At 59.9% G+C, this 23062-nt stretch carries 25 protein-coding genes, 1 tRNA gene and 2 pseudogenes; 17 read left to right on the forward strand and 11 right to left on the reverse strand.

The genetic code is table 11. The features are described from left to right. Positions 1–47 precede the first annotated feature (47 nt). From RHP75_RS14935 to RHP75_RS14960, 6 genes are all read left to right on the forward strand, one after another. Positions 48–179, forward strand: a complete 132-nt coding sequence (locus RHP75_RS14935; RefSeq protein ID WP_311092017.1) for a hypothetical protein — start codon at positions 48–50, stop codon at positions 177–179. 140 nt (positions 180–319) lie between these two features. After that, the gene (locus RHP75_RS14940; RefSeq protein ID WP_409079659.1) at positions 320–682 is read left to right on the forward strand and encodes a GNAT family N-acetyltransferase; all 363 of its coding nucleotides are present in this window, start codon (positions 320–322) and stop codon (positions 680–682) included. 130 nt (positions 683–812) lie between these two features. Then, positions 813–1850, forward strand: coding sequence for a GGDEF domain-containing protein (locus RHP75_RS14945; protein ID WP_311088880.1), 1038 nt, complete (start codon positions 813–815; stop codon positions 1848–1850). Between the two features lie 119 nt (positions 1851–1969). Then, positions 1970–2485, forward strand: a complete 516-nt coding sequence (msrB, locus tag RHP75_RS14950) for a peptide-methionine (R)-S-oxide reductase MsrB (RefSeq protein ID WP_311088881.1) — start codon at positions 1970–1972, stop codon at positions 2483–2485. Between the two features lie 2 nt (positions 2486–2487). Beyond that, the gene (gene msrA, locus RHP75_RS14955; RefSeq protein ID WP_311088882.1) at positions 2488–3150 is read left to right on the forward strand and encodes a peptide-methionine (S)-S-oxide reductase MsrA; all 663 of its coding nucleotides are present in this window, start codon (positions 2488–2490) and stop codon (positions 3148–3150) included. A 121-nt stretch (positions 3151–3271) separates the two neighbouring features. Next, positions 3272–3709, forward strand: coding sequence for an ABA4-like family protein (locus RHP75_RS14960; protein WP_311088883.1), 438 nt, complete (start codon positions 3272–3274; stop codon positions 3707–3709). Between the two features lie 144 nt (positions 3710–3853). Here the strand turns inward: RHP75_RS14960 and RHP75_RS14965 are convergent, their stop codons facing one another. Continuing rightward, positions 3854–4189 (reverse strand): hypothetical protein, encoded by a 336-nt coding sequence (locus RHP75_RS14965; protein ID WP_311088884.1) that lies wholly within the window; start codon positions 4187–4189, stop codon positions 3854–3856. Between the two features lie 40 nt (positions 4190–4229). Here RHP75_RS14965 and RHP75_RS14970 point away from each other — a divergent pair, with 40 nt between their 5' ends. Then, positions 4230–5009 carry a thermonuclease family protein gene (locus tag RHP75_RS14970; protein WP_311088885.1) on the forward strand — a complete coding sequence of 260 codons (780 nt, stop codon included), beginning with the start codon at positions 4230–4232 and terminating at the stop codon, positions 5007–5009. A gap of 14 nt (positions 5010–5023) precedes the next feature. Here RHP75_RS14970 and RHP75_RS14975 read toward each other — a convergent pair. Both RHP75_RS14975 and RHP75_RS14980 read right to left on the reverse strand, forming a co-directional pair. Further along, a tRNA-Thr gene (locus RHP75_RS14975) sits at positions 5024–5099 on the reverse strand. Between the two features lie 137 nt (positions 5100–5236). After that, a complete protein-coding gene (locus RHP75_RS14980) occupies positions 5237–6079 on the reverse strand; it encodes a S1-like domain-containing RNA-binding protein (protein ID WP_311088886.1) in 843 nt (280 codons plus the stop codon). Positions 6080–6392: 313 nt separating this feature from the next. On the opposite strand from RHP75_RS14980, the gene RHP75_RS14985 reads away from it, so the two are divergent. Further along, entirely contained in the window at positions 6393–6581 is a 189-nt protein-coding gene (locus RHP75_RS14985) for a hypothetical protein (protein WP_169852821.1), read from the forward strand. 228 nt (positions 6582–6809) lie between these two features. Further along, entirely contained in the window at positions 6810–9038 is a 2229-nt protein-coding gene (locus RHP75_RS14990; protein ID WP_311088887.1) for an LTA synthase family protein, read from the forward strand. Between the two features lie 16 nt (positions 9039–9054). On the opposite strand, the gene RHP75_RS14995 is transcribed toward RHP75_RS14990, so the two are convergent. Further along, positions 9055–9834, reverse strand: a complete 780-nt coding sequence (locus RHP75_RS14995) for a transporter substrate-binding domain-containing protein (protein WP_311088888.1) — start codon at positions 9832–9834, stop codon at positions 9055–9057. Positions 9835–10426: 592 nt separating this feature from the next. On the opposite strand from RHP75_RS14995, the gene RHP75_RS15000 reads away from it, so the two are divergent. Continuing rightward, positions 10427–11407, forward strand: a complete 981-nt coding sequence (locus RHP75_RS15000; RefSeq protein WP_311088889.1) for a zinc-dependent alcohol dehydrogenase family protein — start codon at positions 10427–10429, stop codon at positions 11405–11407. Between the two features lie 35 nt (positions 11408–11442). Here RHP75_RS15000 and RHP75_RS15005 read toward each other — a convergent pair. The 3 genes and pseudogenes from RHP75_RS15005 to RHP75_RS15015 all read right to left on the reverse strand — a co-directional run. After that, positions 11443–11712 (reverse strand): annotated as a pseudogene (locus tag RHP75_RS15005) (DUF1294 domain-containing protein); the annotation flags it as partial. A 180-nt stretch (positions 11713–11892) separates the two neighbouring features. Beyond that, positions 11893–11964, reverse strand: a pseudogene (locus tag RHP75_RS15010) (hypothetical protein); the annotation flags it as partial. Between the two features lie 4 nt (positions 11965–11968). Further along, the gene (locus RHP75_RS15015) at positions 11969–13318 is read right to left on the reverse strand and encodes a DEAD/DEAH box helicase (protein WP_311088890.1); all 1350 of its coding nucleotides are present in this window, start codon (positions 13316–13318) and stop codon (positions 11969–11971) included. A 253-nt stretch (positions 13319–13571) separates the two neighbouring features. On the opposite strand from RHP75_RS15015, the gene RHP75_RS15020 reads away from it, so the two are divergent. From RHP75_RS15020 to RHP75_RS15030, 3 genes are all read left to right on the forward strand, one after another. After that, positions 13572–14225, forward strand: a complete 654-nt coding sequence (locus RHP75_RS15020) for a 7-cyano-7-deazaguanine/7-aminomethyl-7-deazaguanine transporter (RefSeq protein WP_311088891.1) — start codon at positions 13572–13574, stop codon at positions 14223–14225. Positions 14226–14281: 56 nt separating this feature from the next. Next, the gene (locus tag RHP75_RS15025) at positions 14282–14686 is read left to right on the forward strand and encodes an anti-virulence regulator CigR family protein (RefSeq protein ID WP_311088892.1); all 405 of its coding nucleotides are present in this window, start codon (positions 14282–14284) and stop codon (positions 14684–14686) included. An 86-nt stretch (positions 14687–14772) separates the two neighbouring features. Then, positions 14773–15327, forward strand: a complete 555-nt coding sequence (locus tag RHP75_RS15030) for a dihydrofolate reductase family protein (protein ID WP_311088893.1) — start codon at positions 14773–14775, stop codon at positions 15325–15327. Here RHP75_RS15030 and rarD read toward each other — a convergent pair. The 3 genes from rarD to RHP75_RS15045 form a co-directional block, all read right to left on the reverse strand. Then, complete coding sequence (gene rarD / locus RHP75_RS15035) at positions 15322–16218, reverse strand: EamA family transporter RarD (RefSeq protein WP_311088894.1); 897 nt, start codon at positions 16216–16218, stop codon at positions 15322–15324. The two genes, RHP75_RS15030 and rarD, sit on opposite strands and share 6 nt — an antisense overlap. Before the next feature lie 199 nt (positions 16219–16417). Further along, positions 16418–17017: an FMN-dependent NADH-azoreductase gene (locus tag RHP75_RS15040; protein WP_311088895.1), complete on the reverse strand. Its 600-nt coding sequence runs from the start codon at positions 17015–17017 to the stop codon at positions 16418–16420. A gap of 156 nt (positions 17018–17173) precedes the next feature. Next, the gene (locus RHP75_RS15045) at positions 17174–17488 is read right to left on the reverse strand and encodes a 3-phosphoglycerate kinase (RefSeq protein ID WP_311088896.1); all 315 of its coding nucleotides are present in this window, start codon (positions 17486–17488) and stop codon (positions 17174–17176) included. Positions 17489–17565: 77 nt separating this feature from the next. Here RHP75_RS15045 and RHP75_RS15050 point away from each other — a divergent pair, with 77 nt between their 5' ends. From RHP75_RS15050 to RHP75_RS15065, 4 genes are all read left to right on the forward strand, one after another. Further along, positions 17566–18492, forward strand: coding sequence for a LysR family transcriptional regulator (locus RHP75_RS15050; protein ID WP_311088897.1), 927 nt, complete (start codon positions 17566–17568; stop codon positions 18490–18492). 15 nt (positions 18493–18507) lie between these two features. Then, complete coding sequence (locus RHP75_RS15055) at positions 18508–19320, forward strand: alpha/beta hydrolase (RefSeq protein ID WP_311088898.1); 813 nt, start codon at positions 18508–18510, stop codon at positions 19318–19320. 12 nt (positions 19321–19332) lie between these two features. Continuing rightward, complete coding sequence (locus RHP75_RS15060; RefSeq protein ID WP_311088899.1) at positions 19333–19887, forward strand: peptidylprolyl isomerase; 555 nt, start codon at positions 19333–19335, stop codon at positions 19885–19887. Between the two features lie 230 nt (positions 19888–20117). Continuing rightward, entirely contained in the window at positions 20118–21950 is a 1833-nt protein-coding gene (locus RHP75_RS15065; RefSeq protein ID WP_311088900.1) for an ABC transporter ATP-binding protein, read from the forward strand. Between the two features lie 299 nt (positions 21951–22249). Here the strand turns inward: RHP75_RS15065 and RHP75_RS15070 are convergent, their stop codons facing one another. Continuing rightward, positions 22250–22990 carry an MgtC/SapB family protein gene (locus RHP75_RS15070; protein ID WP_311088901.1) on the reverse strand — a complete coding sequence of 247 codons (741 nt, stop codon included), beginning with the start codon at positions 22988–22990 and terminating at the stop codon, positions 22250–22252. Positions 22991–23062 lie beyond the last annotated feature (72 nt).

The following is a 23062-nucleotide window of genomic DNA, read 5'->3' on the forward strand; positions in this document are numbered from 1 at the left end:
GGCCCGCTCCAGAATGTTCAACCACGACATTGTCAGAGGTGAAGATCATGAGCAAAGGTATGGATTCGAAGAAACAAGTAAAGAAAAAGCCGCTGAAAACCGCCAGCGAAAAGCGCATGGACAAGAAAGACAAGCAAGGTGCGAAAACCCTGCTCGGCAGCCACGCAGCCAACGCCTGAGCCACCAGTCTGAGGCAAGCATCGCGCTTGCGCTCAGGCATCCACTCACCGTCTCAACAGTACCCGCAATGCACTACCGCTTACTCCCCTCCTCGCATAAACCCCTTGCCGACAAGTTTTACCGCAGCCAACGCTCCGCCATGCGTGCCACTGCTGGCGCACAGCTGTGGGTGGCAGAAGATCGGGAAATCGTCGCCGCGCTCTGCCTGCAGCAGGTCGCGCACGGACATTGGCTAACCAGCCTACTGGTCGATACACGCTGGCGTGGGCAAGGTGTAGCACGCCAGTTGATCGCAGCCGCGTTGGCCGATTGCGCCTCACCGGTCTGGTTGTTCTGCCATCCACAGCTCAGCGACTTCTACCTGCGCCAGAACTTTGCCCCCTGCACCGAGCTGCCTCAGCCATTGGCTGAGCGCCTGGCCCGCTATCAGCGCAGCAAAAGCCTGCAGGCACGCCTCCGCGCGCCGCGCCCAAGCCTTGCAGCACAAGGGCTGGAACCTTAGTACCAGATCATCAGGGCGCCATTCGGCAGATAGTGGCCCATGCTGGCACTTTGCTGGATTTTACTATTGCCATCGCCAGGGCAAGCTCTGCATGCTTAGCTCATAACAACGACAACAATGGCCTTTACCTATGCGGATATCGCGGCTGCTCAGGCGCCTGCGTAACGACTTCCAGCTGTCCATCATCACCTTGATGGGCCTGTTTGGCGTGATTGGTATTACCCCTTATGCCGTTTACCGGCTAGCAACCGGTAACTACTTGGTAGGCTCCGCTGACACAGTGATTGTCGTCTCCACTGTGCTCGCGGTGCTCTATGCCTGGCGTACCGGTGACACGATCAAACCCGGCATTTACCTGGCGACCATCTTCTCTGCCGGCGCAACGCTGATCGCCATCAACCTGGGGGTCAACGGCCTGTTCTGGATCTACCCGCTGATCCTCTTCAACTTCTATATGGTGTCGCCCACCAAGGCCTTGATTGCCACCATTCTGGTGCTCACAACCCTGGTCGGTTACGGCCAGCTGAACCCGGGGGCGGTGTTCGAAAGCGACTACCAGATGGTTTCATTTCTGGTCACCAGCATGATGGCCAGCATCCTCAGCTTCGTTTTTGCCTACCGCACCAGCAGCCAACGCGACCAGCTGCAACAACTGGCCATCCATGACCCGCTGACCGGCGCACGCAACCGCCGGGCGATGAATGAAGAGCTGAAGATCGCCGCCTCCATCTACCGCCGTCACGGCAACAGTTACGGCGTGCTGGTGATGGACCTGGATCATTTCAAACGGATCAACGACAACCACGGCCATCAGGCTGGCGACCAGGTGCTGGTGGACTTCGTGAAGCTGATCAAAAGCTCCTCGCGCAAGGAAGACCGGCTGTTCCGCTTCGGCGGCGAGGAATTCCTCCTGCTGCTGCCCAACACCGAGCGCGCCGGCCTGCTGGCAGCCGCACAACATCTGCAGCAACAAGTGGCGCAGCATCTGCGCGGGCCTGGCGGGGCGGTAACCATGTCGGTCGGAGGGGCCATCCTGCGCCGCGACGAGCATTGGGAAAGCATGCTGCAGCGCGCCGACGAACGCCTCTATCGCGCCAAGAATGCCGGGCGTAACTGCATCATCATCGATGACGGCGTCGATACCACCAGCAGCCTGCCTATCGCCTGAGCGTGCGATTTATCTTTGCTTACAACTTACCGCGAGAAAATTATCGCGCGCGGCCGGCACAGCTGTAACAACTCGGTTTTACCTCTGTCTATTGGCCACACCTCACACAGAGCACCGCCATGAAAAGACGCTCCCTGCTCAAGGGAATGGCCCTGTTGCCAGCCCTGCCCCTGCTCGGTCACGCCCCACTCAGCCTGGCGCAAGCCATCGCCAGTAGCGTGACACCCTTGGATAAACCCCATGGCGACTGGCGCGCCCTACTGACGCCCGAAGCCTATGCCGTGCTCTTCGAAGAAGACACCGAAGCCCCCGGCAGTAGCCCGCTGAATCAGGAAAAACGCGACGGCACCTACCTTTGCGCCGCCTGCTACCTGCCGCTGTTCGCCAGCCAGGACAAATATGAAAGCGGCACCGGTTGGCCCAGCTTTACCCAGCCAATTGCCGGCCACATGGGCACCAAGCGCGACTTCAAGCTGTTCTTCCCGCGCACCGAATACCACTGCGCACGCTGCGGCGGGCATCAGGGCCATGTCTTCGACGACGGCCCAAAACCGCGCGGCGAACGCTGGTGCAACAACGGCGTGGCCTTGCGCTTTATCCCCGAAGGCGAAGCCTTACCTGAGCTGCGGAGCTGAACATGACTGCGATCACCTCGACCTGGCGCAGCCGTCTGCTGGCCAGCAGCATCCTCGCTCTGGGCGGCCTGCTGGCTGCCTGTGAACCCACCGCTGCGCAAGCGCCGCAGCCACAAGTCAGTGCGCCAACGGTGGAAAACCCAGGCGTGGCGATCTTTGCCGGCGGCTGCTTCTGGTGCACCGAATCGGACTTCGACAAAGTGCCCGGCGTGATTGAAACCACCTCCGGCTATATCGGTGGACATGTCGACAACCCTACCTACGAACAAGTATCAGCCGGCAGCAGCGGGCATATCGAAGCGGTGCAGGTGCGCTTCGATCCGAGCAAGACCAGCTACGCCAAGCTGCTGGAAGCCTTCTGGCCCACCATCGACCCAGTCACCGCCAACGCCCAGTTCTGCGACCGCGGCCCGCAGTACCGCAGCGCAATCTTCTACAGCAACGCCGAAGAACAGCAACTGGCCGAGGCCTCCAAGGAGACGCTGGAGCAGTCTGGACGATTGCCGGCCCCAGTGGTCACGGAAATTCTCGCCGCCAGCACCTTTTACCCGGCCGAGGACTATCACCAGGACTATTACCAACGTAATCCGCTGCGCTACAACTACTACCGCAACGGCTGCGGCCGTGATCAACGCCTGGAAAAACTCTGGGGCAAGAAGCAGTAAACCGCGCTCATCAGCTGGCCCTCGCGCCAGCTGATGACGTTGTATTCAGCCGCTGATACCTAGGGGCAGCAATCACCGCATCCGCTATGGTTGAGCTCACACCTTGCCCAGTGAGCACGCCATGGCCCCGTTGAAACCCTTGTTCAAACTCACTTCGCTGATCGCCTTGGGCGGTTGGCTGATGCTGGTCTGTCTGCCGTTCTGGCCCTATACCGATGAGTTGGTGCTGGGCCTCAGCGTGGTCCTACTGGCCATCGTCTACAGCTGGCTACTGTTTGTCGCGATGCGCCAGCGGCCTGAGCCGGGTACCGGCAGGCCCGGTTTCTTCAGCCTCGGCGGGGTGCTCTCACTGCTGCGCCAACCCACAGCCGCACTGGCAGCCTGGATACATATTCTGGCGTTCGATCTGATGGTCGGGCTGTATATCCGCCACGAAGGTGCCATCGCGGGCATCAGCCACTGGGCACTGCTGCCCTGTTATGTGCTGACGCTAATGTTCGGCCCACTGGGCCTGTTGGCCTTTCTAGCGCTGCGCTGGGGAATGGTGATGGCTGTCTGAACTAGCAGGTCGTTGAGAATGTTGGCGAGGCAGTCGAGACAAGGCGAAAACGGGCAAGGAAGCGGAGTTTACGAGCTGTAAATGAGCATTCCGAGCCTGTTTTCAACGCAGTATCGGCAACGTAGGTAATTCTTCAACGGCCTGTTAGCGGCTGCGCTTGTAGTATTCGGTGCTTTGCCCTGGATACTGCTGCACCCGGTAGCCATTCGGGTACTCAATCGTTTGCTTGATCGTCCCGCGGTTTTCTATCGACTGGCTGCCGTAACGCTGCTCATGGCGCGGCTGGCCATCGGGTAGACGCTGCCCACCGTAGAGGTTATGGCTTTCGATGGTCTGCGAGCTGCCGATGCTGCCACTGGCACCGGGGCTGATATAGGTCTTCGGAATGACCCGCAACGTCTGCGGCGCCTGCTGCTCGGCATACAGCGGCGTTACCAACAGCAGCCCAACCAGGCTGATCGCATATCGACACATTGTCATCACAACCTCTGCGCCATCGGCGCGAAACGAACCTGAATCTTTGGCAACACCGCCCCACCTGCAGTTCCGACCGCTGATCCAGGGGAGCAAGCGCGAGCCACATAATCGCTCGAATAATGAGCAATCATCCTCGATTGGCGAAAAAGCACAAGCAACCCAGGGCGTCAGTGCAGGAAAACACTCTGTACGTTCACAGTGCTGTTTCGCGATACCCGTCCCGCTTAATCTGCGGAGCTTTCATTACTATCACTGGCTATATATTCGCCTGAGCATCGCCAACCAGATGACTATCCGTATCGCTCTACTCCTTCTCGCTTGCCTGCCCGGCCTGGCGGCTGCTGAGCAATTCATCTGCCGGGTGATGACCATCAGCGAAGGCGACACCTTCAGCTGCCTGACCACTGACAACAAACGGCTACGGGTGCGCCTTGCGGAAATCGACGCGCCAGAAAGAAAGCAGCCCTATGGCACCGAAGCCAAGCAGGCACTGTCTGATCTCGTGCTGGAAAAGCAGGTGGTCCTGCATGTGCAAGAAGTCGACCGCTACAGCAGAACGCTAGCGCGCGCTTTCGTCGGCGGCTTAGACGTGAATTACACCCTGGTCGCACAGGGCGCGGCCTGGGCTTATAGCAAACAGTTGAAGGATCACCGCCTCAAGGATGCCGAAACCCTGGCCAGAAACATGGGTAAAGGCCTCTGGCAGCTGCCCGCCGAAGACATAGTCGCGCCCTGGGACTGGCGCTACGCCGGCAGAATTGCCGCGCCGCAAAAAACCAAACCCAGTCGAACGGCATCGTTCTCCCAGTTTGGTGGCGGTTAACTGATTGGCTTAGATGGTGCCGGAGACAGGAATCGAACCTGCGACCTTCGCGTTACGAGTGCGCTGCTCTACCGACTGAGCTACACCGGCAAGATGCCCATTGAGTCGCGCAGTACGCCACCTGCAACGCGACTCAAGCTGACACCTCAAGCCTAGCAAGCTAACTACAGAACGTACGACTCACTGCTGGTGTAATGCCGTGAGTCGTAAACGCGGAGCGCTGCTGCTTACTTGCTCGGCAGCTCGATACGGTCTTCGTGGATCACGATGCGACCCTGCTTGTACAAACCGCCAATGGCCTTCTTGAAGTTGCCCTTGCTGACCCGAAACAGCCCGGCAATTTCTTCAGGTGAACTTTTGTCATTCACCTTGAGTACGCCATCGTGCTCGCGCAGCTTGGCCAGAATCTGTTCCCCAAGGCTGCTGGCAGCCTCCTGACCCACTGGCTGCAGGCTCAAGCTGATTTTGCCATCGGCGCGCACTTCCTTGATAAAGCCTTTTTCCTGCATACCGCTGCGCACGAACTTGAACAATTCGTTCTTGTGGATCAGGCCCCAGTGCTTGCCATTGATAATGGCTTTGAAGCCCATATCCGTGGATTCGGCCACCAACAGGTCGACTTCCTCACCCGCCTTGTAGTTGGCCGGCACGTTATCCAGGTAACGATCCAATCGAGCAGTAGCGGTGATGCGCTTGCTGCGCTTATCAAGGAATACATGCACCACGCAGTAATCACCAATCTGCAACGGGCGCTTTTCTTCGGAGTGCGGTAACAATAAATCTTTCGGCAAACCCCAATTAAGGAATAAGCCCACTCGATTTATATCCACAACTTTCAAACTGGCGAATTCGCCCACCTGAACTTTTGGCTTTTCCGTGGTGGCAATCAATTTGTCTTCACTGTCCAAGTAAATAAAGACGTTCAACCAGTCTTCCACTTCACTTGGGGTATCACTTGGGATATAGCGTTTGGGCAATAGAATTTCGCCATCCGCGCCGCCATCCAGATACAGGCCGAAGTCGGTGTGCTTCACGACCTGCAAACTATTCATTCGTCCAATTACCGCCATGATGCCCTACCCTCATTACCAGGCCGGCATTCTAGCCGACTCGCCTGTTAATTTCTCGGCCTACCGGCCATCGCCCTGCGCCAGTCTGATGTCCGTAACGGGTAATCCGACCGATGGAGCAAATCGCAAGGCACGGGCTCAGCACGAATTATCTATTCTTATTAAAACAATCACTTACTGGCATATTCGCTAATTATTCGGACTATTCGCAGAATAATTTCACGGCATATCGTTACATCCGAGCTTTATTTACCAAGCAATTGTCAAGCGTTTCGAGTATCATGCGCGGCCAAATTAATTTTTAAATAGGTTAATGGCCGTCATGCGCGTAAAAGCATCCAACAGCAAACCCAAGCCGGCTCCAGCCGTGGAAACCAGCGCCTCGATCGACGCACAGATCGAAGCCTTCCTGAAATCCGGCGGGGAAATTCAGCAAATTGCCAAAGGCGTCAGCGGCCAGGTGTACGGCACCACCAAGCAGATCACCATCGGTAAAAAGTAACGCTTTCTGGCCATGCAGCGCTTTGCTCGCAATGACAAGGCGCTGGCCAGTGCATAACCCCTCCCAATCCCTCGCTTCCTTCCCCATTACGACATCAGTTGTTTTGCCCTTTTGCGCCCCGCCTACTGGCGCTTAGCACAAGCTTGTTTCAGAATCATGTCAGCCCGCATTTTGCGGCTGTTTCGGCATTGCCACTGCTGAACGATGGCAATCGCCCCAGGAGTACCCGTGCGCGTTACCTGCAATTGGCTGCGACACCCTTCCAGCGCCCTGCTGACCCTCGGTTTGTTATTACTCGCCCTGCCATTGCTTAGCCGCTACGCGCTGGGCTGGTCGCACGCTTATGGCTATCTGTCTGACCTGGCGATCGGCAGTTTGCTGGTGGTAGTCCTGCACCAACGCTCCTGGCTGCTGAGCATTGCCCTGTTGCTGACCTGGTGCATCTTTACCCTGAGCACCGCCGAGTTGGTCAATGCAGTGGGGCGCATGCCGGAGCCGGCCGACCTGCAATACCTGGGCGATGCGCAGTTCGTCAGCCATTCGACCCAGGGCAGCGGCTTGAGCCAGCCTCTATTGGCTATCGCCATGGCCGTTCTGGTGGCGCTTTACCTGGGCCTGCGCAGCGTACAAACACCGCGCCGCGCCGCGCCATTTGCACGCAGATGGCTGCTGCTACCGCTGGCACTGCTTGCCGTGCACACAGCCGGCCAGCAATTCAAACCCAGCGAAGCTGACCAATGGTTGCAGTTCAACCTGGCGCACAAGCTGTTGGCGGAAAGTACCAATAGCAGCCAGCAATACCTGGCCGACTGGCTGGCGGGTGATGAGCCGAGCAGCCCACCCGACATCCGCAGCCTGAATCAGCTGGATCTGCACGGTACGCCGCTGCTCAAGCAAGCCGGCAGCGCCCGCAACGTCCTGATCATCACCCTGGAAGGCGTAACCGGTGCCTACCTGCAAGCCAGCCGTCAGGCCATTGGTAGCAGCTACGCGCAAGACCCGATGCCGCGCCTGAGCCAGTGGGCCGAGCGCGGCATGCTCACCACTGACTACGTGCTGCATGGTCATCAGACCATCCGCGGCCTCTATGCCATGCTCTGCGGCGATTACAACAAACTCGACTCCGGTACCCCGAAAGGCGTCGAACTGCTCAACAACCCAGCGCGCAGTGAACAATGCCTGCCCGCACAACTGCGCGAACGCGGCCTCAGCACGCACTTCCTGCAAGGGGCCGGGCTGCGCTTTATGGCCAAAGACCAGATCATGCCGCAGATGGGTTTCGACAAGACCCTGGGCCGCGACTGGTTCAAGAACAAGCCCTATATCGATTTCCCCTGGGGCATGGACGATAAGGCCTACTTCGAAGGCGCGCTGGGTTACGTGCAACAGCTGCGCAAAAAGCGTCAGCCCTGGATGTTGACCCTGCTGACCGTGGGTACTCACCAGCCCTACTCCGCCCCGCAGGACTACCTGGACCGCCACCCTAACGCCAAGCTGGCGGCGATTGCCTACCTGGACGATGCAGTTGCTGACTTTCTCAACGCGCTGGAAAAACAGGGCGTGATGAAAGACACCCTGGTGATCGTCACCTCGGATGAATCCCACGGCCTGGAAAACGTCCGTCTGGCTTCGGCCTGGGGCTTCAACTTGCTGTTGGCGCCCGAGCAGGCGCAACTGCCCGCCATCAAGCAAGGCGTGTATGGCCATGTCGATCTGACAGCGTCGGTGCTCGACTACTTCGCCTTCCCGGTACCGAGCAATATCGCCGGCCGTTCATTGCTACGCGACTACGCCACGGGCCGCGAGATCATCTCCTACACCAACGGCCTGCTACGCCAGCATGACGGCAACGGCACGCTGACCGAGTGCGACTTCCAGAATGTCTGCCGGCGCTACGCTAGCCCTGGCTTTATTGCCGACAGCGCACGCTACCTGGGCCGCTTCAGCGGCAAACCGGCACGCCTGATCAGCCAGCAAGCGGCCCTGCTTGACCAGTCACTGAGCAATGGTGGTCAGATCAAGCAAAGCTATCAGTTCGCCAACCAGCAGCCTATCAGGCTAAAACCCAGCGTCAGTGATGATTGGGCAGACAACCTGGTGGGCGCGCAGTACCTGACCTTGGGTGCAGCTACCCAGACCACCGTCACCCTGAAAATCCGCGCCCTGCGTATGGATAAAAAAGGCGCCACGCTGCAATTGAAAACCAAGGAGTACGACCGCGATGTCGACGTGGCGATCCCAACGCTGCCACTGCTGACACGCGACAAACCCGTCCAGGTCAGCTTCACCTTCGACAACCCGCAAGCACGCAAGGCGTTCTCCTTCCACCTGCTGGGCCAGGGTCAGGGTGCAATCGAGATTGTTGATTTCAGCGTCAGCAGCTTGCCCATGCCCAGCGAGGAGGAGCTGCTCGCTGCGCAAGAAAGCCTGGAAGAAGTGGCGCCCGTCAGCCAGTGACGACAATCACAGGCCTTCAATACACAGCGTAACGGCGCTCGATGGTCGTGTACTCACCATTCTCCCGAATCGCCGCCAAACCCTGATTGAAGCGCTCGCAATCGACCTGCAGGCGGCAGCCCAGCTTGTAGTCCGTGGGCGAAAAAATCGGGTACAGGGTCAGCGGCTGCGTCACATCGACCTGGGTATACACCTCGCGATTGAAGTAACGCAGAATGCGCATATCCGACACCACCACATCCACCCGACCGCTGTAGAGCATGCGGTTGCGGGCGATCTGAAAGGCTTCCTCACGATAGCGCGGGTTGTTTTCAGCCATGGCCTGAAACTCACTGCCAAGCAGAAAGCGCGCACGCTGGAAGGCATTTACCGAGTAGCCGCCCAGGTCACTGATGCGTTGGATATCCAGGTTTCGTGAACGCAAGGCCACCGCAACGTTCTGGTAACGGATATAGACATCCGAATAGAAAATAGAACCGCCGTTGCGTTCGTTGGTAGTGGCAATAACATCAATCTGGCCTTTGCTCAGCATCAGATTCAAGCGTTCCATCGGCGCGAAGTACGCCACCGGTTCCAGCCCGCCGCGCTGCGCGGCAGTCATCACGATGTCGTACTCCAGGCCGCGGGCTTCACTCTCGAAGATATACGGCGGCTTGTGCGTACCAAAGCCTACACGCAAGGCTTGCGCCGAGACATTCAGGCTGCACGACAGCACACAACAGACCCACAACCACTTCATGGCGATACCCGAGTTAAACCAGTGCCCAGCATAGCCGGCTATGACCTGACTCTGCATTGCCCTATCGCGGAGATTGATTACTCGGAATTAGCTCTCAGGCGTTATTGCACCTCGCCCTCCTAATTTCCGACCAACCCAGGCCCGCTTAGGTTCGACCTGAACTTTCGTCAGCCAAGCGCACGCAACCGAAGACGCAAGCCTGTTCTCCCGCGAGGACATTGCCAGAAAGATCACTCTGCCCAGTAAAACCGCTCTGAGCCTTTGCGCTGCCTTCGCTCTATTTGCCCAGAGCAAGGCCTACGCTTCGTGCAGTTCCGAGGAGGCGATCGCCAAAGCCGGGCAACTCGCAGCCAAAGTTGCAGAGATCACCGGAAAAGACCCTGCCCGCGCGGAATAGCTGCGCGCAGAACTGAAGTAAACCTCACCCGATACTTCCTCTGACCAGCCGGAAAACGCTTGCGTAGGCTACGACCAGCGCATCAAGGAACTGGAAGAAGCCGGCGATGAGATGCAAGACGCCCCAAACTAGCCGCCACTCGGTTTGCTCACCGCAGCCAATCACCCGCATCGATAACGGAGGATTCGTCGCACCTTGGCCACTCCGGTCTAGACTTCAGCCACTTTGTTCAGCCACTACCGGAGAATTCCCATGCTTAAAGCCGAGTATCAAACCCGCGGCCCCGCTCCTCAGGAAGTAATCGCCGCCGTTGCTCTGCAGTTAGCGGAGCCTGGCGCAGGCCAAGTACGCATCAAGGTGCTGGCGGCGCCGATCAACCCGTCCGATGTGCTTACCCTGACCGGCGAATACGGCATGTTGCCACCGCTGCCAGCGATTGGCGGCAACGAAGGGGTTGGCCGAGTGGAAGCGCTCGGCGCTGAGGTCGGCAACCTGAAGGTCGGCCAGATGGTGCTGTTGCCGGTTGGCTGCGGCACCTGGGTCAGCCATTTGAATGCACCGGCCAATAAACTTATTCCCCTGCCGGAAGCTGACCCGCAACAACTGGCGATGCTCACAGTCAACCCGCCGACCGCATCCCTGATGCTCAGTGAATTCGTCGACCTCAAGCCCGGCGATTGGGTGATCCAGAACGCTGCCAACTCAGGCGTCGGCAGCTACCTGATCCAGTTGGCCAAGCTGCGCGGCTTCAAAACCATCAACGTGGTACGCCGTGAGTCGGCAGTAGCCGGCGTTGAGGCCGAAGGCGGTGATGTGGTGCTGGTTGATGGGCCTGACTTGGCCAAGCGCGTGCGCGCAGCCACTGGCGGTGCAAACGTGCGTTTGGGTATTGATGCCGTAGGCGGCGAGTCTACCGACCACCTGGCTGCCAGCTTGTGCGACGGCGGCGTGCTGGTTAACTACGGCATGATGAGCCGCCAACCATGCCAGGTATCGCCCGCCTCGTTCGTGTTTCGCGACGTCAGCCTGCGCGGTTTCTGGCTGGCCAAGTGGTTCCAGAACGCCAGCCAGGCCGAGCAGATGAAGGTGTTTGGTGAACTGGTGCAGTTGATTGCCAGCGGCAAACTGCACACCCGTGTCGCTGCCACCTATGACGTCAGCGAAATCAAGCAAGCCGTGGCGGCCGCCGCCAGTGGCGAGCGCGATGGCAAGATCTTGATCGTACCGAAGTAAGGATCAAGCGGCAGACGGCGGAAAGCCCGCCGTCTTCAGCTGCCTGCTGGCGTATTGATCAACCACAGCACCAGCCCCGCCAGGGACAAGTGCAGCAGAACGATCAACCAGAACAGCAGCTGATAACTCAGCTTGCGGTTCTTGTGCCGAATCAGCCGCTGCGCCAGCAACCCGCCGGGCCAGCCGCCCAATAACTCATACAGATGCAGGCGCGCCTCGGGCGTGCGCTGCTGGCCTTTGATGGCGCATTGTTTGTCGCGGTAATAGGCGATAAAGCAGACCAGGCTCATCAGCCCGTAAAGCAGCGCTAGCAAAGAGAGAAGATCGACCCCGACCAGCAACGGTTGAACCCGTTCGTGCCAGAGCTGCGCAACACCCTGCAGCAACGGCGGGTAACTGGCGTAGTCGCTGACACTCAAGGCCAGGTTGCTGTGCGCAATGCTGCAGGGCTGATCGGTGTAGAGCACCACACCGTCAGGCTGCACGCATTTGTGTACCGCGCCCTGCGCCTGCGCGGCCACAGCCAGCGCGGCGAACAGGCCCAGACGCCAAACCATTGGCTTACTCGGCGGTTGGAGCGCGGCGTTTCAGCGGGGCCAGGCCGTCCTGGCTGACCAGCACTGGCGCATCGGGTTTCGGCCGGTTGATGGTGTTGCGCTTCGGCGCCTTGGCTGCAGGCTTTTTCGTGGGGAGCTTCTTGCCCGTTTTCGGGTCGACCTTTTTCTTCTTCGGGCCAACCGCCTTGCCGGACGCCTTGAGGTTTTTCGGGCCTTGGTAGATGCCCTTGAGGTCCTTGATATTACGGCGTTCGAAGCGCTGCTTGAGGTAGCGCTCGATGCTCGACATCAGCGCCCAGTCGTTATGGCAGATCAGCGAGATCGCCAGACCTTCGGCGCCAGCACGACCGGTACGGCCGATGCGGTGCACGTACTCGTCGCCGGAACGCGGCATATCGAAGTTGATCACCAGGTCCAGGCCGTCAACATCCAGGCCGCGGGCGGCCACATCGGTGGCCACAAGAATCTTCACCGCGCCCTGCTTGAGGCGGTCGATGGCCAGCTTGCGATCCTTCTGGTCCTTCTCACCGTGCAACACAAAGGTCTTGAAGTCGTGGGCAACCAACTTGCCATACAGGCGGTCAGCCTGGACGCGGGTATTGGTGAAGATGATCGCCTTGTCGTAGGTCTCGTTTTTCAGCAACCACTCGACCAGACGCTCTTTGTGGTGGTTATGGTCAGCGGTGATGATCTGCTGACGGGTACCTTCATTGAGCTGACTGACGCGGTTGAGCTGCAGATGCTCAGGCTCTTTCAACACCTTGCCGACCACTTCGCGCAGCACTGCGCCGCCACTGGTCGCGGAGAACAGCAGGGTCTGGCGGTCGGCATTACACAGCTCGGACAAACGCTGTACGTCCTCGGCAAAGCCCATGTCGAGCATGCGGTCGGCTTCATCGAGCACCAGCACTTCGACTTCATCGAGCAGCAGGTTGCCGGCGTTGGCGTGTTCGATCAGACGGCCTGGCGTGCCGATCAGGATGTCGACCTTGCGCAGCATGGCGGCCTGCACCTTGAAGTCTTCGCCACCGGTGATCAACCCGCCCTTGAGGAAGGTGAACTGAGCGAAGCGCTCGACTTCCTTGAGGGTCTGCTGCGCCAGCTCGCGGGTCGGCAGCAGGATCATCGCGCGCACGCTCATGCGCGGCTGGGAAGCACCATCGCCGAGCAGGCGATTGAGCATGGGCAGCACAAAGGCTGCGGTTTTGCCGCTGCCGGTTTGCGCGGTAACCCGCAAGTCTTTTCCTTGCAGCGCCAGCGGAATGGCCGCCAACTGCACCGGGGTGGGCTCGACAAAATTAAGCTCGGCCACGGCTTTGAGCAGGCGTTCATGCAGGGCGAATTGGGAAAACACGGGTATACCTCGACAAAAAATCAGCAATACAGCGACATAGATTACCGGTTCTGCCGGCTAAAAGCCCGAACGGCCTGGCCAACGGCGTCTGTAGCCTGGTTTGCAACCGTACGGCAGGAGGTAGAAACAACGCAGATCGACGCCTCCCGTCAGACCACTACGCATCTACGGCATCGCGCCGGTAGAATGCGCGCCGCCATTCAATTCCGGGTGGCATGGGTTCCCTAACCCCATTCAGCAAAAAGGTTCCGTCATGCTAATTACCGCCCCTCAGCGCCTGCGTAATGCACTTATCGCACTGGTGCTGTTTCATATCCTGATCATCATCGCCAGCAACTACCTGGTGCAGCTGCCCATCACTCTGTTTGGCTGGCACACCACCTGGGGCGCGTTCAGCTTCCCGTTTATCTTCCTGGCCACCGACCTGACCGTACGCCTGCTCGGCAAACAGGCGGCGCGCCGGGTGATTGCCCGGGTGATGCTGCCGGCGCTGCTGATTTCCTACATCGTCTCGGTGCTGTTTCAGGAAGCCAGCTTTCGCGGCTTCGGCGCCTTGCTGGAGTTCAACGAGTTCGTGCTGCGCATTTCCATCGCCAGCTTCCTCGCCTACGTGCTGGGACAGTTTCTCGATATTCAGGTATTCGACCGCCTGCGCCAGCTGTCGCTGTGGTGGGTAGCGCCAACCGTGTCGACCATCTTCGGTAACCTGCTTGACACCTACGCGTTCTTCTCGGTGGCGTTCTGGAACAGCAGCAACCCGTTTATGGCCGAGCACTGGGTGGAAATCGCCACAGTGGATTACGGGGTCAAACTGGTGGTCAGCCTGCTGCTGTTCGTACCGCTCTACGGCATGCTGCTCAATGCCATACTGCGCATTATGACCGCCACCACGGCGAAGACGGCCTGAGGAACCTTAGCATCAGGCCGACCTCCAAAGTTCATACCTCGCTACAGAGTTCTGCCATGTCCCGCTCGCTGCCCCTGTTATTAACCGGCCTTGGCCTGGTGCTAGCACTCGCTAACGCCGACGCCGCGCCCAAACATGACAAAGCCCACAAACATGGCGATGACAGCGATGTGCGCGTCGACATCAGGGGCCCGAGCATCGACATTGGCCAGGTGCGCATCATCCTTGGCGATAACCGCGACCTGATCGGCCCAGCCCAGTCTCTGCCACCGGGTATTCGCAAGAATCTGGCGCGCGGCAAGCCCCTGCCGCCAGGCATCGCCAAGCGTTTCGACAATCGCCTGCTCGGCCAACTGCCGCACTACGAGGGCTATGAGTGGCGGCAGGCTGGCACCGACGTGGTGCTGGTAGCCCTGGCTACAGGGCTGATCTACGAAATCTTGCAGAACGTGCTGGATTGAAGATCGCCAGGAAACTTTGCCCCCTATTGCCACTCCACTGATCAGGGGCTTCAGCCGGGCCCTTCGCCTGTGTTTGGGGGCTTAGCATGAAATCCACCCTGATCTACTACGTAGCCGCCAGCCTGGACGGCTATATCGCTCGCCCGGATGGCCGGGTCGATTGGCTGGAAACCATCCAGGCTGCTGGCGACGACCACGGTTACCACGCTTTTTATGACGGCATCGACGCTCTGCTGATGGGCCGTATGACCTTCGACACGCTGCTGAACTACCAAGGTGATTGGCCCTACCTCGGCAAACCCTGCCTGGTACTGACTCGTTATCCGCACGAACAATTACCGGATGGCGTGAGCATGCGCCATTGCACGCCGAGCGAAGCCCTGGCGCAGCTGGCCGAACAAGGCTATGAGCGTATCTGGCTGGTCGGCGGCGGTTCGCTGGCCGGCAACTGTTTCGCCGCAGGGCTGCTCGACGAGCTGGTGGTGAGCCTGGTGCCTTATCTGCTGGGCGCCGGCATTCCAATGTTCGCCAGCGGTCTGGAGCGCAGCCTGAAACTGCATGAACAACGCAGCTTCAGCAGCGGCGTAGTACAGCTGCATTATCACGTACTGCCGGAAAGCCTTCTGGGCAATGACCTATAAACCTTGCCTTGCCTGCTTGATCAGCAGTCGTGCACTGTCCCAGCCGACCAAAACCACCGCCAACCAGATCGGCAGATAGGTCAGCCATTGCGCGCTGTTGAATTGCTCGCCAAGAAACAGCAGCGCTACCAGAAAAAGCAGCACCGGCTCGACATAACTGAGAATGCCGAACAAACCCATTGGCAGCAGGCGACTGGCAGCCATCATCGCGGCAAACGCCAGAGAACTGAGGATTGCCAGCCCCGGCAGCAGCCACCACAACTGCGGCGCCTGGCTGAACAGCTGCGGCGGGCTCCATTGCAGCACCAGCCAGATCGCCACCGGCGCCATAAACAGCATCTCGAAGGCAAAACCGGACAAGGCGTCCAGACGCATCCAGCGGCGCAGCATGAAATACGGCGGATACCCCAGCACCGTGACCATCACCACCCAGGAGAACGCCTGGGTCAGCCACAGTTCATGGGCCACGCCAAGCAAGGCGCAGAATACTGCCAAACGCTGCAACGGCCGCAGCCGCTCGCCATAGAACACCCGCCCGGCGAGCACCATGGCCAATGGCAGCAGGAAGTAGCCCAGCGACACTTCCAGCATGCGCCCGGCCAGCGGCGCCCAGACAAACAGCGCCCACTGAATACCCATCAGCAGCGCCGCCAGCGGCAAGCTGGCAAGCAGTAATGGCTCGCGCCGCACGCGGCCGCAGGCCATGAGCAGCATCGGCCATTGCCGCGACAGGGTAATCAGCAGCAATACCGCCGGTATCGACCAGAGCACCCGCTGGGCAAACACCTGCAAGCCATCCAGCGGCGCCAACAGCCGCACATAGCCGGGCACCACGGCAAACAACACCGAGGCAATAATCGACAGCGCCACACCGCGCCCAGACAGCTGCATCACATCACCCTGCTCAATCCAACCCCGACATCTTGCCTGGCTTGTAGTTAAGACCACAGCCGCAAAGCGACACAGCCAGGCACTTAAACAGCCGTACAGCGCAAAAATGCAGCGCATAAAAAAGCCCGCGCTGCATCAGCAGAGCGGGCAGAGACGCCCAGGAGCACCGGACGCCAGGAGAGCAGTGTGCAGCGGAAAATCAGATGGCCTGGGCCAGTTGTGCCTTGGCCTGGTTCAGACCCTTTTCCATAAAGTCGCCGCCCAGGTTGAGGCCTTCGGCATGGATAAAGCTGACATCGTGGATACCGACAAAGGCCAGCGCCTGACGCAGGTAGGGTTCCTGATGATCCTGCGTACCGCCGGCGTAAATGCCGCCGCGCGCGGTCAGGACAAAGGCGCGCTTGCCGCTGAGCAGGCCTTGCGGGCCAGTTTCGGTGTACTTGAAGGTCACCCCGGCGCGCAAAACGTGGTCGAGCCAAGCCTTCAAGGTGCTGGGGATGGCGAAGTTGTACATGGGGGCGGCCAGCACCAGCACATCGGCGGCCAGCAGCTCGTCGGTGAGCAGGTTGGACAGCGCCAACGCAGCCTGCTCGGCCTCGCTTTGCTGCCCAGCCGGGGTCATCCAGCCACCCAGCAGGTTGGCGTCCAGGTGCGGCACCTGATCAACCGCAAGGTCACGCACCTTGATCTGATCGGCCGGGTTGGCAGCCGACCAGTTGGCAATAAATTGTGCTGTCAGCTGACGCGAAACCGAACCTTGCTGACGAGCGCTGCTTTCAATTACCAGGACGTTTGCCATGTTGCTTGCTCCATCGAAGGGTTGTTGAACGTCGATGGGCAAAGAATAGGAGCACACAATCCGATTAAAAAGCGCAAATAACTGCGCCAAACAATCTAATAATTTGATTTATAGCCAACCCGCGCTTAGTCTCTGGGTTGTGTGGCCAAGTACTGATTAGCTGATTTCGCAGGTCAGTTTGACCCGCAGCTTGATAATGCTGCGGCTGAACTTCACCGCCAGGCTGTTGCTGTCACCAGCGGGCAGGACGACCTTGCGGGTGCGCGGCGCTTCCGGGCCGTTGCGAAATACCGCCGTGCACTTAGCATCGCTGCGGCCATAGTTGTACAGCTGCAAACCGCCCATGTTGTGGTCAATTTCCTGGGTGGTGGCCGAGACTTCAGCGCCATTGAGCTGTTTCTCCACCTCGATCGGGTAGGCCATTACAGTCAGCGGTAGGCAGGCCAGCAGTGCACAACAGAGCTTTTTCATCAGGGCAGTCTCCGGCAAAAGACGGCCAGTTTAGGTTGATTGAGTGGGTATTTGCACCCTAAGTACGGGAATCGATTATGAAAGCCCCCCGCGTAACCCTCGACCAATGGCGCACCCTGCAGGCAGTGGTCGACCATGGCGGCTTTGCTCAGGCCGCCGAGGTGCTGCACCGCTCGCAATCCTCGGTCAGCTACACCGTGGCGCGTATGCAGGAGCAACTGGGCGTACCGCTGCTGCGTATCGATGGGCGCAAAGCGGTGCTCACCGAAGCCGGTGACGTGCTGCTGCGCCGCTCGCGGCAGCTGGTCAAACAGGCCAGCCAGCTGGAAGACCTTGCCCATCATATGGAGCAGGGCTGGGAAGCCGAAGTGCGCCTGGTGGTCGATGCCGCCTACCCCAACGCCCGCCTGGTACGCGCGCTGACCGCCTTTATGCCGCAAAGCCGTGGCTGCCGGGTGCGCCTGCGCGAGGAAGTGTTGTCTGGCGTGGAAGAAGTGCTCAAGGACGGCATGGCCGACCTGGCCATCAGCGCGCTGAATATCCCCGGTTTTCTCGGTGCGGAAATGAGTACCGTGGAATTTGTCGCCGTGGCTCACCCCGATCACCCGCTGCACCGCCTGCAGCGGGTCGTAACCTTCCAGGATCTGGAAGCCCAGATGCAGGTGGTGATCCGCGATTCCGGGCGCCAGCAACCGCGCGACGTTGGCTGGCTCGGCGCCGAACAGCGCTGGACGGTCGGCAGCCTGGCCACCGCTGCCACCTTTGTCAGCAACGGCCTGGGCTTTGCCTGGTTGCCGCGCCATATGATTGAGCGCGAACTCAAGGACGGCCTGCTCAAACCCTTGCCGCTGGATCAGGGCGGCAGCCGTAATCCGCTGTTCTTCCTCTATTCAAACAAGGACAAGCCCCTGGGCCCGGCCACGCAGATTCTCGTCGAGCTGATCCAGCGCTTCGATGCAGCGCCTTTGAATGCAGCCTTTGCTGCGCCCCTGCCCTCAGCCTGATAAGGAGTCCAGTAGATGTCATTTTTCGATAACGACGACTGCCAGCTGCACTACGAGGAATACGGCCACGGCGCGCCCGTGCTGTTGGTCCACGGCCTCGGTTCGAGCACCCGCGACTGGGAATACCAGATTCCCGAGCTGGCTCGTCACTACCGGGTTATCGCCCTCGATGTGCGCGGCCATGGCCGCTCGGACAAACCCCGCGAGCGCTACAGCATCCAGGGTTTCGCCGAGGATGTGGCGGCGCTGATCGAGCACCTGCAACTGCCGCAGGTGCATCTGGTGGGCATCTCCATGGGCGGCATGATCGGCTTCCAGCTGGGGGTGGATCGCCCCGAATTGCTGAAGAGCCTGTGCATCGTCAACAGCGGCCCGGAAGTGAAGGCGAAAAGCCCGCGCGACTATATCGAGATTGCCAAACGCTGGAGCCTGTCGCGCCTGCTCAGCCTCGATACCATTGCCAAAGCCCTGGGCAAACTGCTGTTCCCCAAACCCGAGCAGGAAGAGCTACGGCAGAAAATCCTGGTGCGCTGGCCGCAGAACGACAAGCGTGCTTACCTAGCCAGCCTGGATGCGATTATCGGCTGGGGCGTGCGGGAACGCCTGACACGGATCAGCTGTCCGACTCTGGTGGTTACGGCCGACCGCGATTACACCCCGGTGGCGCAAAAGCAGGCCTACGTTGACGAAATGCCCAATGCGCGTCTGCTGGTAATCGAAGACTCGCGTCACGCCACACCGCTGGACCAACCCGAACAATTCAACAGCAGCCTGCTAGCCTTCCTTGCCGAAGTCGAACAGGCCGCCCCCACTGCCAAGCCACAATAAGGACGACCCCGCATGTTCAAGACCCTCACCCTCGCCGCCTGCTCCATCCTGTTTGCCGGCAGCTTGCTCGCCGCCGAAAATCCAAAAGTGCTGCTGACCACCAGCCTTGGGGACATCGAGATCGAGCTGAATGCCGAGAAGGCGCCGATCAGCACCGCCAACTTCCTCAGCTACGTCGACAGCGGCTACTACGCCGGCACCCAGTTCCACCGGGTGATTCCGGGCTTTATGGTGCAAGGCGGCGGTTTCGATGCCGACATGCAGCAGAAAGACACCCAGGCGCCGATCAAGAACGAAGCCGACAACGGCCTGCACAACGTTCGCGGTACCCTGGCCATGGCCCGCACCCAGGTACGCGACTCCGCCACCAGCCAGTTCTTTATCAACCACAAGGACAACGCCTTCCTCGACCACGGCTCGCGTGATTTCGGTTACGCGGTGTTCGGCAAAGTGGTGAAGGGCATGGACGTGGTCGACAAGATCGCCCAGGTGCCGACTGCCAACCGCGGCGGCCATCAGAACGTCCCGAGTGAGCCGGTGCTGATCACCGCCGCCAAGCGTCTCTGATAACCCCACGCGGGGTGAGCCTGCTCACCCCGCGCGTTTTAACCCTCCTTTTTCTGCGCAACACCCTCCTGAGCATTTGATTCGCTTCGCTCACCCCTTCGGAGCCGTGCTAAAGCACGTTCAGCCTCCGGCTGTGGGCTTGTTTTTAACGCCGCGATGGCAACGCAGGTAGTTTTTCAACAGCCTGTTAGAATCGGGCGCTATTCCCTGATTTAGGCAGGATGCCTGACATGCTGTTCCGCCGTTTCGAACACCTGATCGACGTTTTCAAAGCCAGCCCCGATATCGAGCCGCCGGCCGGCATGCTGGCGTTCTACGCCTACTATTTGCGCCAGGTCTGGCCGCTGATGATCGCTGTGCTAGTGGTCGGTTTCGTCGCGGCTTTGATCGAAGTGGCGCTGTTCAGCTTCCTCGGTCAGCTGATCGATATGACGCAGACCACCTCAAGTGGCGAGTTTTTCGAACAGCATCAGCACACGCTGCTGTGGATGTTGCTGGTGGCGCTGGTCATCCGCCCGCTGGTCTTCGGCCTGCACAACCTGTTGACCCATCAGACCATCAACCCCGGCCTGACCAACCTGATCCGCTGGCAGAACCACCGTTATGTGCTCAAACAGAGCCTGAGCTTCTTCCAGAACGATTTCGCCGGGCGCATCGCCCAACGCATCATGCAGACCGGCCCTTCGCTGCGCGACTCGGCGATGCAAGTAGTCGACGCGCTCTGGCATGTGCTGGTGTATGCCGCCAGCGCGCTGTATCTGTTTGCCGCCGCCGACCTGCGCCTGATTGCGCCATTGCTGCTGTGGATAGTCGGCTACTGCGCAGCGCTCTGGTACTTCGTGCCGCGTATCAAGGAACGCTCAGCGGCGGCCTCGGCGGCGCGCTCGAAAGTCATGGGCCGGGTGGTCGACGGCTACAGCAACGTCACCACGCTCAAGCTTTTCGCCCACACCCAGGTCGAGGAACATTACGCCCGCGAAGCCATACAGGAACTGCTCGGCAAGGTTCGCTTGCAGTCGCGCATCATCACCACCCTGGATTTCCTGATCACCTGCATTAACGGCATGCTGATCGTCGGCACCGGCGCGCTGGCACTGTGGCTGTGGGATCAGCAACTGATCAGCACTGGCGACATTGCGCTGGCACTGGGCCTGGTGATTCGCATCAACGGCATGGCCGAATGGATCATGTGGGTGGTTAACGGCATCTTCGAAAACGTCGGCACCGTGCAGGACGGCATGAAAACCATCGTGCAGCCACGCCAGGTGCTCGACCAGACCGAAGCAAAACCACTGCAAGTCAACCAGGGCGCCGTGCAGTTCGACAACATCCACTTTCACTACGGCAAGCGCAACGGGGTGATCGCTGGCCTCAGCCTGACCGTGGCACCCGGAGAGAAGATCGGCCTGATCGGACCGTCCGGCGCCGGCAAATCAACCCTGGCCAACCTGCTGCTGCGCCTCTACGACCTGGAGAGCGGGCGCATCCTGATTGACGGTCAAAACATCGCCGAGGTGGCCCAGGAAAGCCTGCGCGCGCAGATCGGCATGGTCACCCAGGACACCTCGCTGCTGCACCGCTCGATCCGCGACAATCTGCTCTACGGCAAACCCGAGGCCAGTGAAGACGAGTTGCTCGACGCCGTACGCAAGGCCCGCGCCGACAGCTTTATCCCGCTGCTGGACGACGGCATGGGCGGCCATGGTTTCGACGCGCAGATCGGCGAGCGCGGGGTCAAACTCTCCGGCGGCCAGCGCCAGCGCATCGCCATCGCCCGTGTGCTGCTCAAGGACGCGCCGATCCTGGTGCTGGACGAAGCTACCTCGGCGCTGGACTCGGAAATCGAAGCGGCGATCCAGGAAAGCCTGGATACCCTGATGCAAGGCAAAACAGTGATCGCCATCGCCCACCGCCTGTCGACCATTGCACGCATGGATCGCCTGGTGGTGATCGACCAAGGGCGCATCGTCGAAACCGGCAGCCACAGTGAGCTGATCGCCGCAGGCGGCCTCTATGCACGACTCTGGCAGCATCAAACTGGCGGCTTTGTCGGCGTCGATTAAAACCTGTTCACGATCTGCTGCGCGTCGGCCCTGCGGCGTTAAAAACAGGCTCGGAAAGCCGCTTGCGGCTAACGCGCTTTAGCGCGGCCGAAGGGCGAGCGGAGCGAGTAATGCTCATGTACAAAAGTACACTCCGCTTGATTCGCTGCGCTAACCCTGCGGGCCAGCCGTTGGCTGTTACTCCGCTGCGCTGCGTTTCTCGCCTGTTTTGACCAGCCGGAGGCTGTTACTAACGTAGCGCCTTGCAGGACTCTAGCTCGCGAGATCGTGAATAGGCTTTAAGAACGGATGGGCGAAGCTCAGTTGCGCGCATGGGCCATCTGAAACTTCGCCACCCCTTCCAGCTGCGCCAGCTCGTCGGCCATATCGCTGATCCGCGCACTCTTCTGCCCGTCCACCGCCACGGCGACAAAGCGCCACTCCAGCTGGCCCTGATCAAAGCTCACGGTGAACGAACCGCCGGCAATCACATAGCCGCGCTCGCGGGCAATCTCGCGCAAACGCGCCTCATGCGGGCGGACAAACCCCGGAGCGAAACGCAGCACAATGGCCAGCGCCGGGCGCGATGGTAGCCGCGCTTCCAGCTTGGCGCCCCACATCATCAACCCGGCGGAAATCAGGCTAAGCAGCACCGCCGCGCCATAAAAGCCCACGCCCACCAGCACACCAATCGCCGAAGACGCCCAGATCGACGCCGCTGTGGTCAGGCCGCTGATGCTCATGCCGTCCTTCATGATCAGCCCGGCGCCGAGAAAACCGATACCGGTGACCACGCCCTGAATCACCCGTGTCGGGTCGACGCTGGCCAATGAGTGATCACCCAACCAGTGCTGCGGGTACACGCAGAGCACCGTCAGCGCACAAGACGCCATGCAGACCATGCCATAGGTGCGCATGCCCGCCGCCCGGCCATGGTAGGAACGCTCATAACCGACCAGCAGGCCGAGCAGCAGCGCACCAAGCATATTCAGAAACAGGGTCAGGTTGACCGCCACGCCCGGCAGCAGCCAGAGCTTATCGACCAGGGCAAATGCACTCACAACACACCTCGCAAAGCTGCGGACATGCTCAGAGCGTAGTTGCCGGCCCGCTAAGCTGCGCGAGCCGGCGGT

It is taken from the genome of Pseudomonas sp. SG20056, from assembly GCF_031764535.1.
Classification (GTDB): domain Bacteria; phylum Pseudomonadota; class Gammaproteobacteria; order Pseudomonadales; family Pseudomonadaceae; genus Aquipseudomonas.

Coding starts and splice junctions, on each gene's coding strand:
- RHP75_RS15065 (WP_311088900.1), top strand. CDS start 20,118: ATGCTGTTCCGCCGTTTCGAACACCTGATCGACGTTTTCAAAGCCAGC.
- RHP75_RS15055 (WP_311088898.1), top strand. CDS start 18,508: ATGTCATTTTTCGATAACGACGACTGCCAGCTGCACTACGAGGAATAC.
- RHP75_RS15060 (WP_311088899.1), top strand. CDS start 19,333: ATGTTCAAGACCCTCACCCTCGCCGCCTGCTCCATCCTGTTTGCCGGC.
- RHP75_RS15045 (WP_311088896.1), bottom strand. CDS start 17,488: ATGAAAAAGCTCTGTTGTGCACTGCTGGCCTGCCTACCGCTGACTGTA.
- RHP75_RS14985 (WP_169852821.1), top strand. CDS start 6,393: ATGGCCGTCATGCGCGTAAAAGCATCCAACAGCAAACCCAAGCCGGCT.
- RHP75_RS15025 (WP_311088892.1), top strand. CDS start 14,282: ATGTCCCGCTCGCTGCCCCTGTTATTAACCGGCCTTGGCCTGGTGCTA.
- RHP75_RS14935 (WP_311092017.1), top strand. CDS start 48: ATGAGCAAAGGTATGGATTCGAAGAAACAAGTAAAGAAAAAGCCGCTG.
- RHP75_RS14945 (WP_311088880.1), top strand. CDS start 813: ATGCGGATATCGCGGCTGCTCAGGCGCCTGCGTAACGACTTCCAGCTG.
- rarD (WP_311088894.1), bottom strand. CDS start 16,218: ATGCAGCTGTCTGGGCGCGGTGTGGCGCTGTCGATTATTGCCTCGGTG.
- RHP75_RS15050 (WP_311088897.1), top strand. CDS start 17,566: ATGAAAGCCCCCCGCGTAACCCTCGACCAATGGCGCACCCTGCAGGCA.
- RHP75_RS14980 (WP_311088886.1), bottom strand. CDS start 6,079: ATGGCGGTAATTGGACGAATGAATAGTTTGCAGGTCGTGAAGCACACC.
- RHP75_RS14960 (WP_311088883.1), top strand. CDS start 3,272: ATGGCCCCGTTGAAACCCTTGTTCAAACTCACTTCGCTGATCGCCTTG.
- msrB (WP_311088881.1), top strand. CDS start 1,970: ATGAAAAGACGCTCCCTGCTCAAGGGAATGGCCCTGTTGCCAGCCCTG.
- RHP75_RS14940 (WP_409079659.1), top strand. CDS start 320: ATGCGTGCCACTGCTGGCGCACAGCTGTGGGTGGCAGAAGATCGGGAA.
- RHP75_RS14965 (WP_311088884.1), bottom strand. CDS start 4,189: ATGACAATGTGTCGATATGCGATCAGCCTGGTTGGGCTGCTGTTGGTA.
- RHP75_RS14995 (WP_311088888.1), bottom strand. CDS start 9,834: ATGCAGAGTCAGGTCATAGCCGGCTATGCTGGGCACTGGTTTAACTCG.
- RHP75_RS15000 (WP_311088889.1), top strand. CDS start 10,427: ATGCTTAAAGCCGAGTATCAAACCCGCGGCCCCGCTCCTCAGGAAGTA.
- RHP75_RS15030 (WP_311088893.1), top strand. CDS start 14,773: ATGAAATCCACCCTGATCTACTACGTAGCCGCCAGCCTGGACGGCTAT.
- RHP75_RS15040 (WP_311088895.1), bottom strand. CDS start 17,017: ATGGCAAACGTCCTGGTAATTGAAAGCAGCGCTCGTCAGCAAGGTTCG.
- msrA (WP_311088882.1), top strand. CDS start 2,488: ATGACTGCGATCACCTCGACCTGGCGCAGCCGTCTGCTGGCCAGCAGC.
- RHP75_RS15020 (WP_311088891.1), top strand. CDS start 13,572: ATGCTAATTACCGCCCCTCAGCGCCTGCGTAATGCACTTATCGCACTG.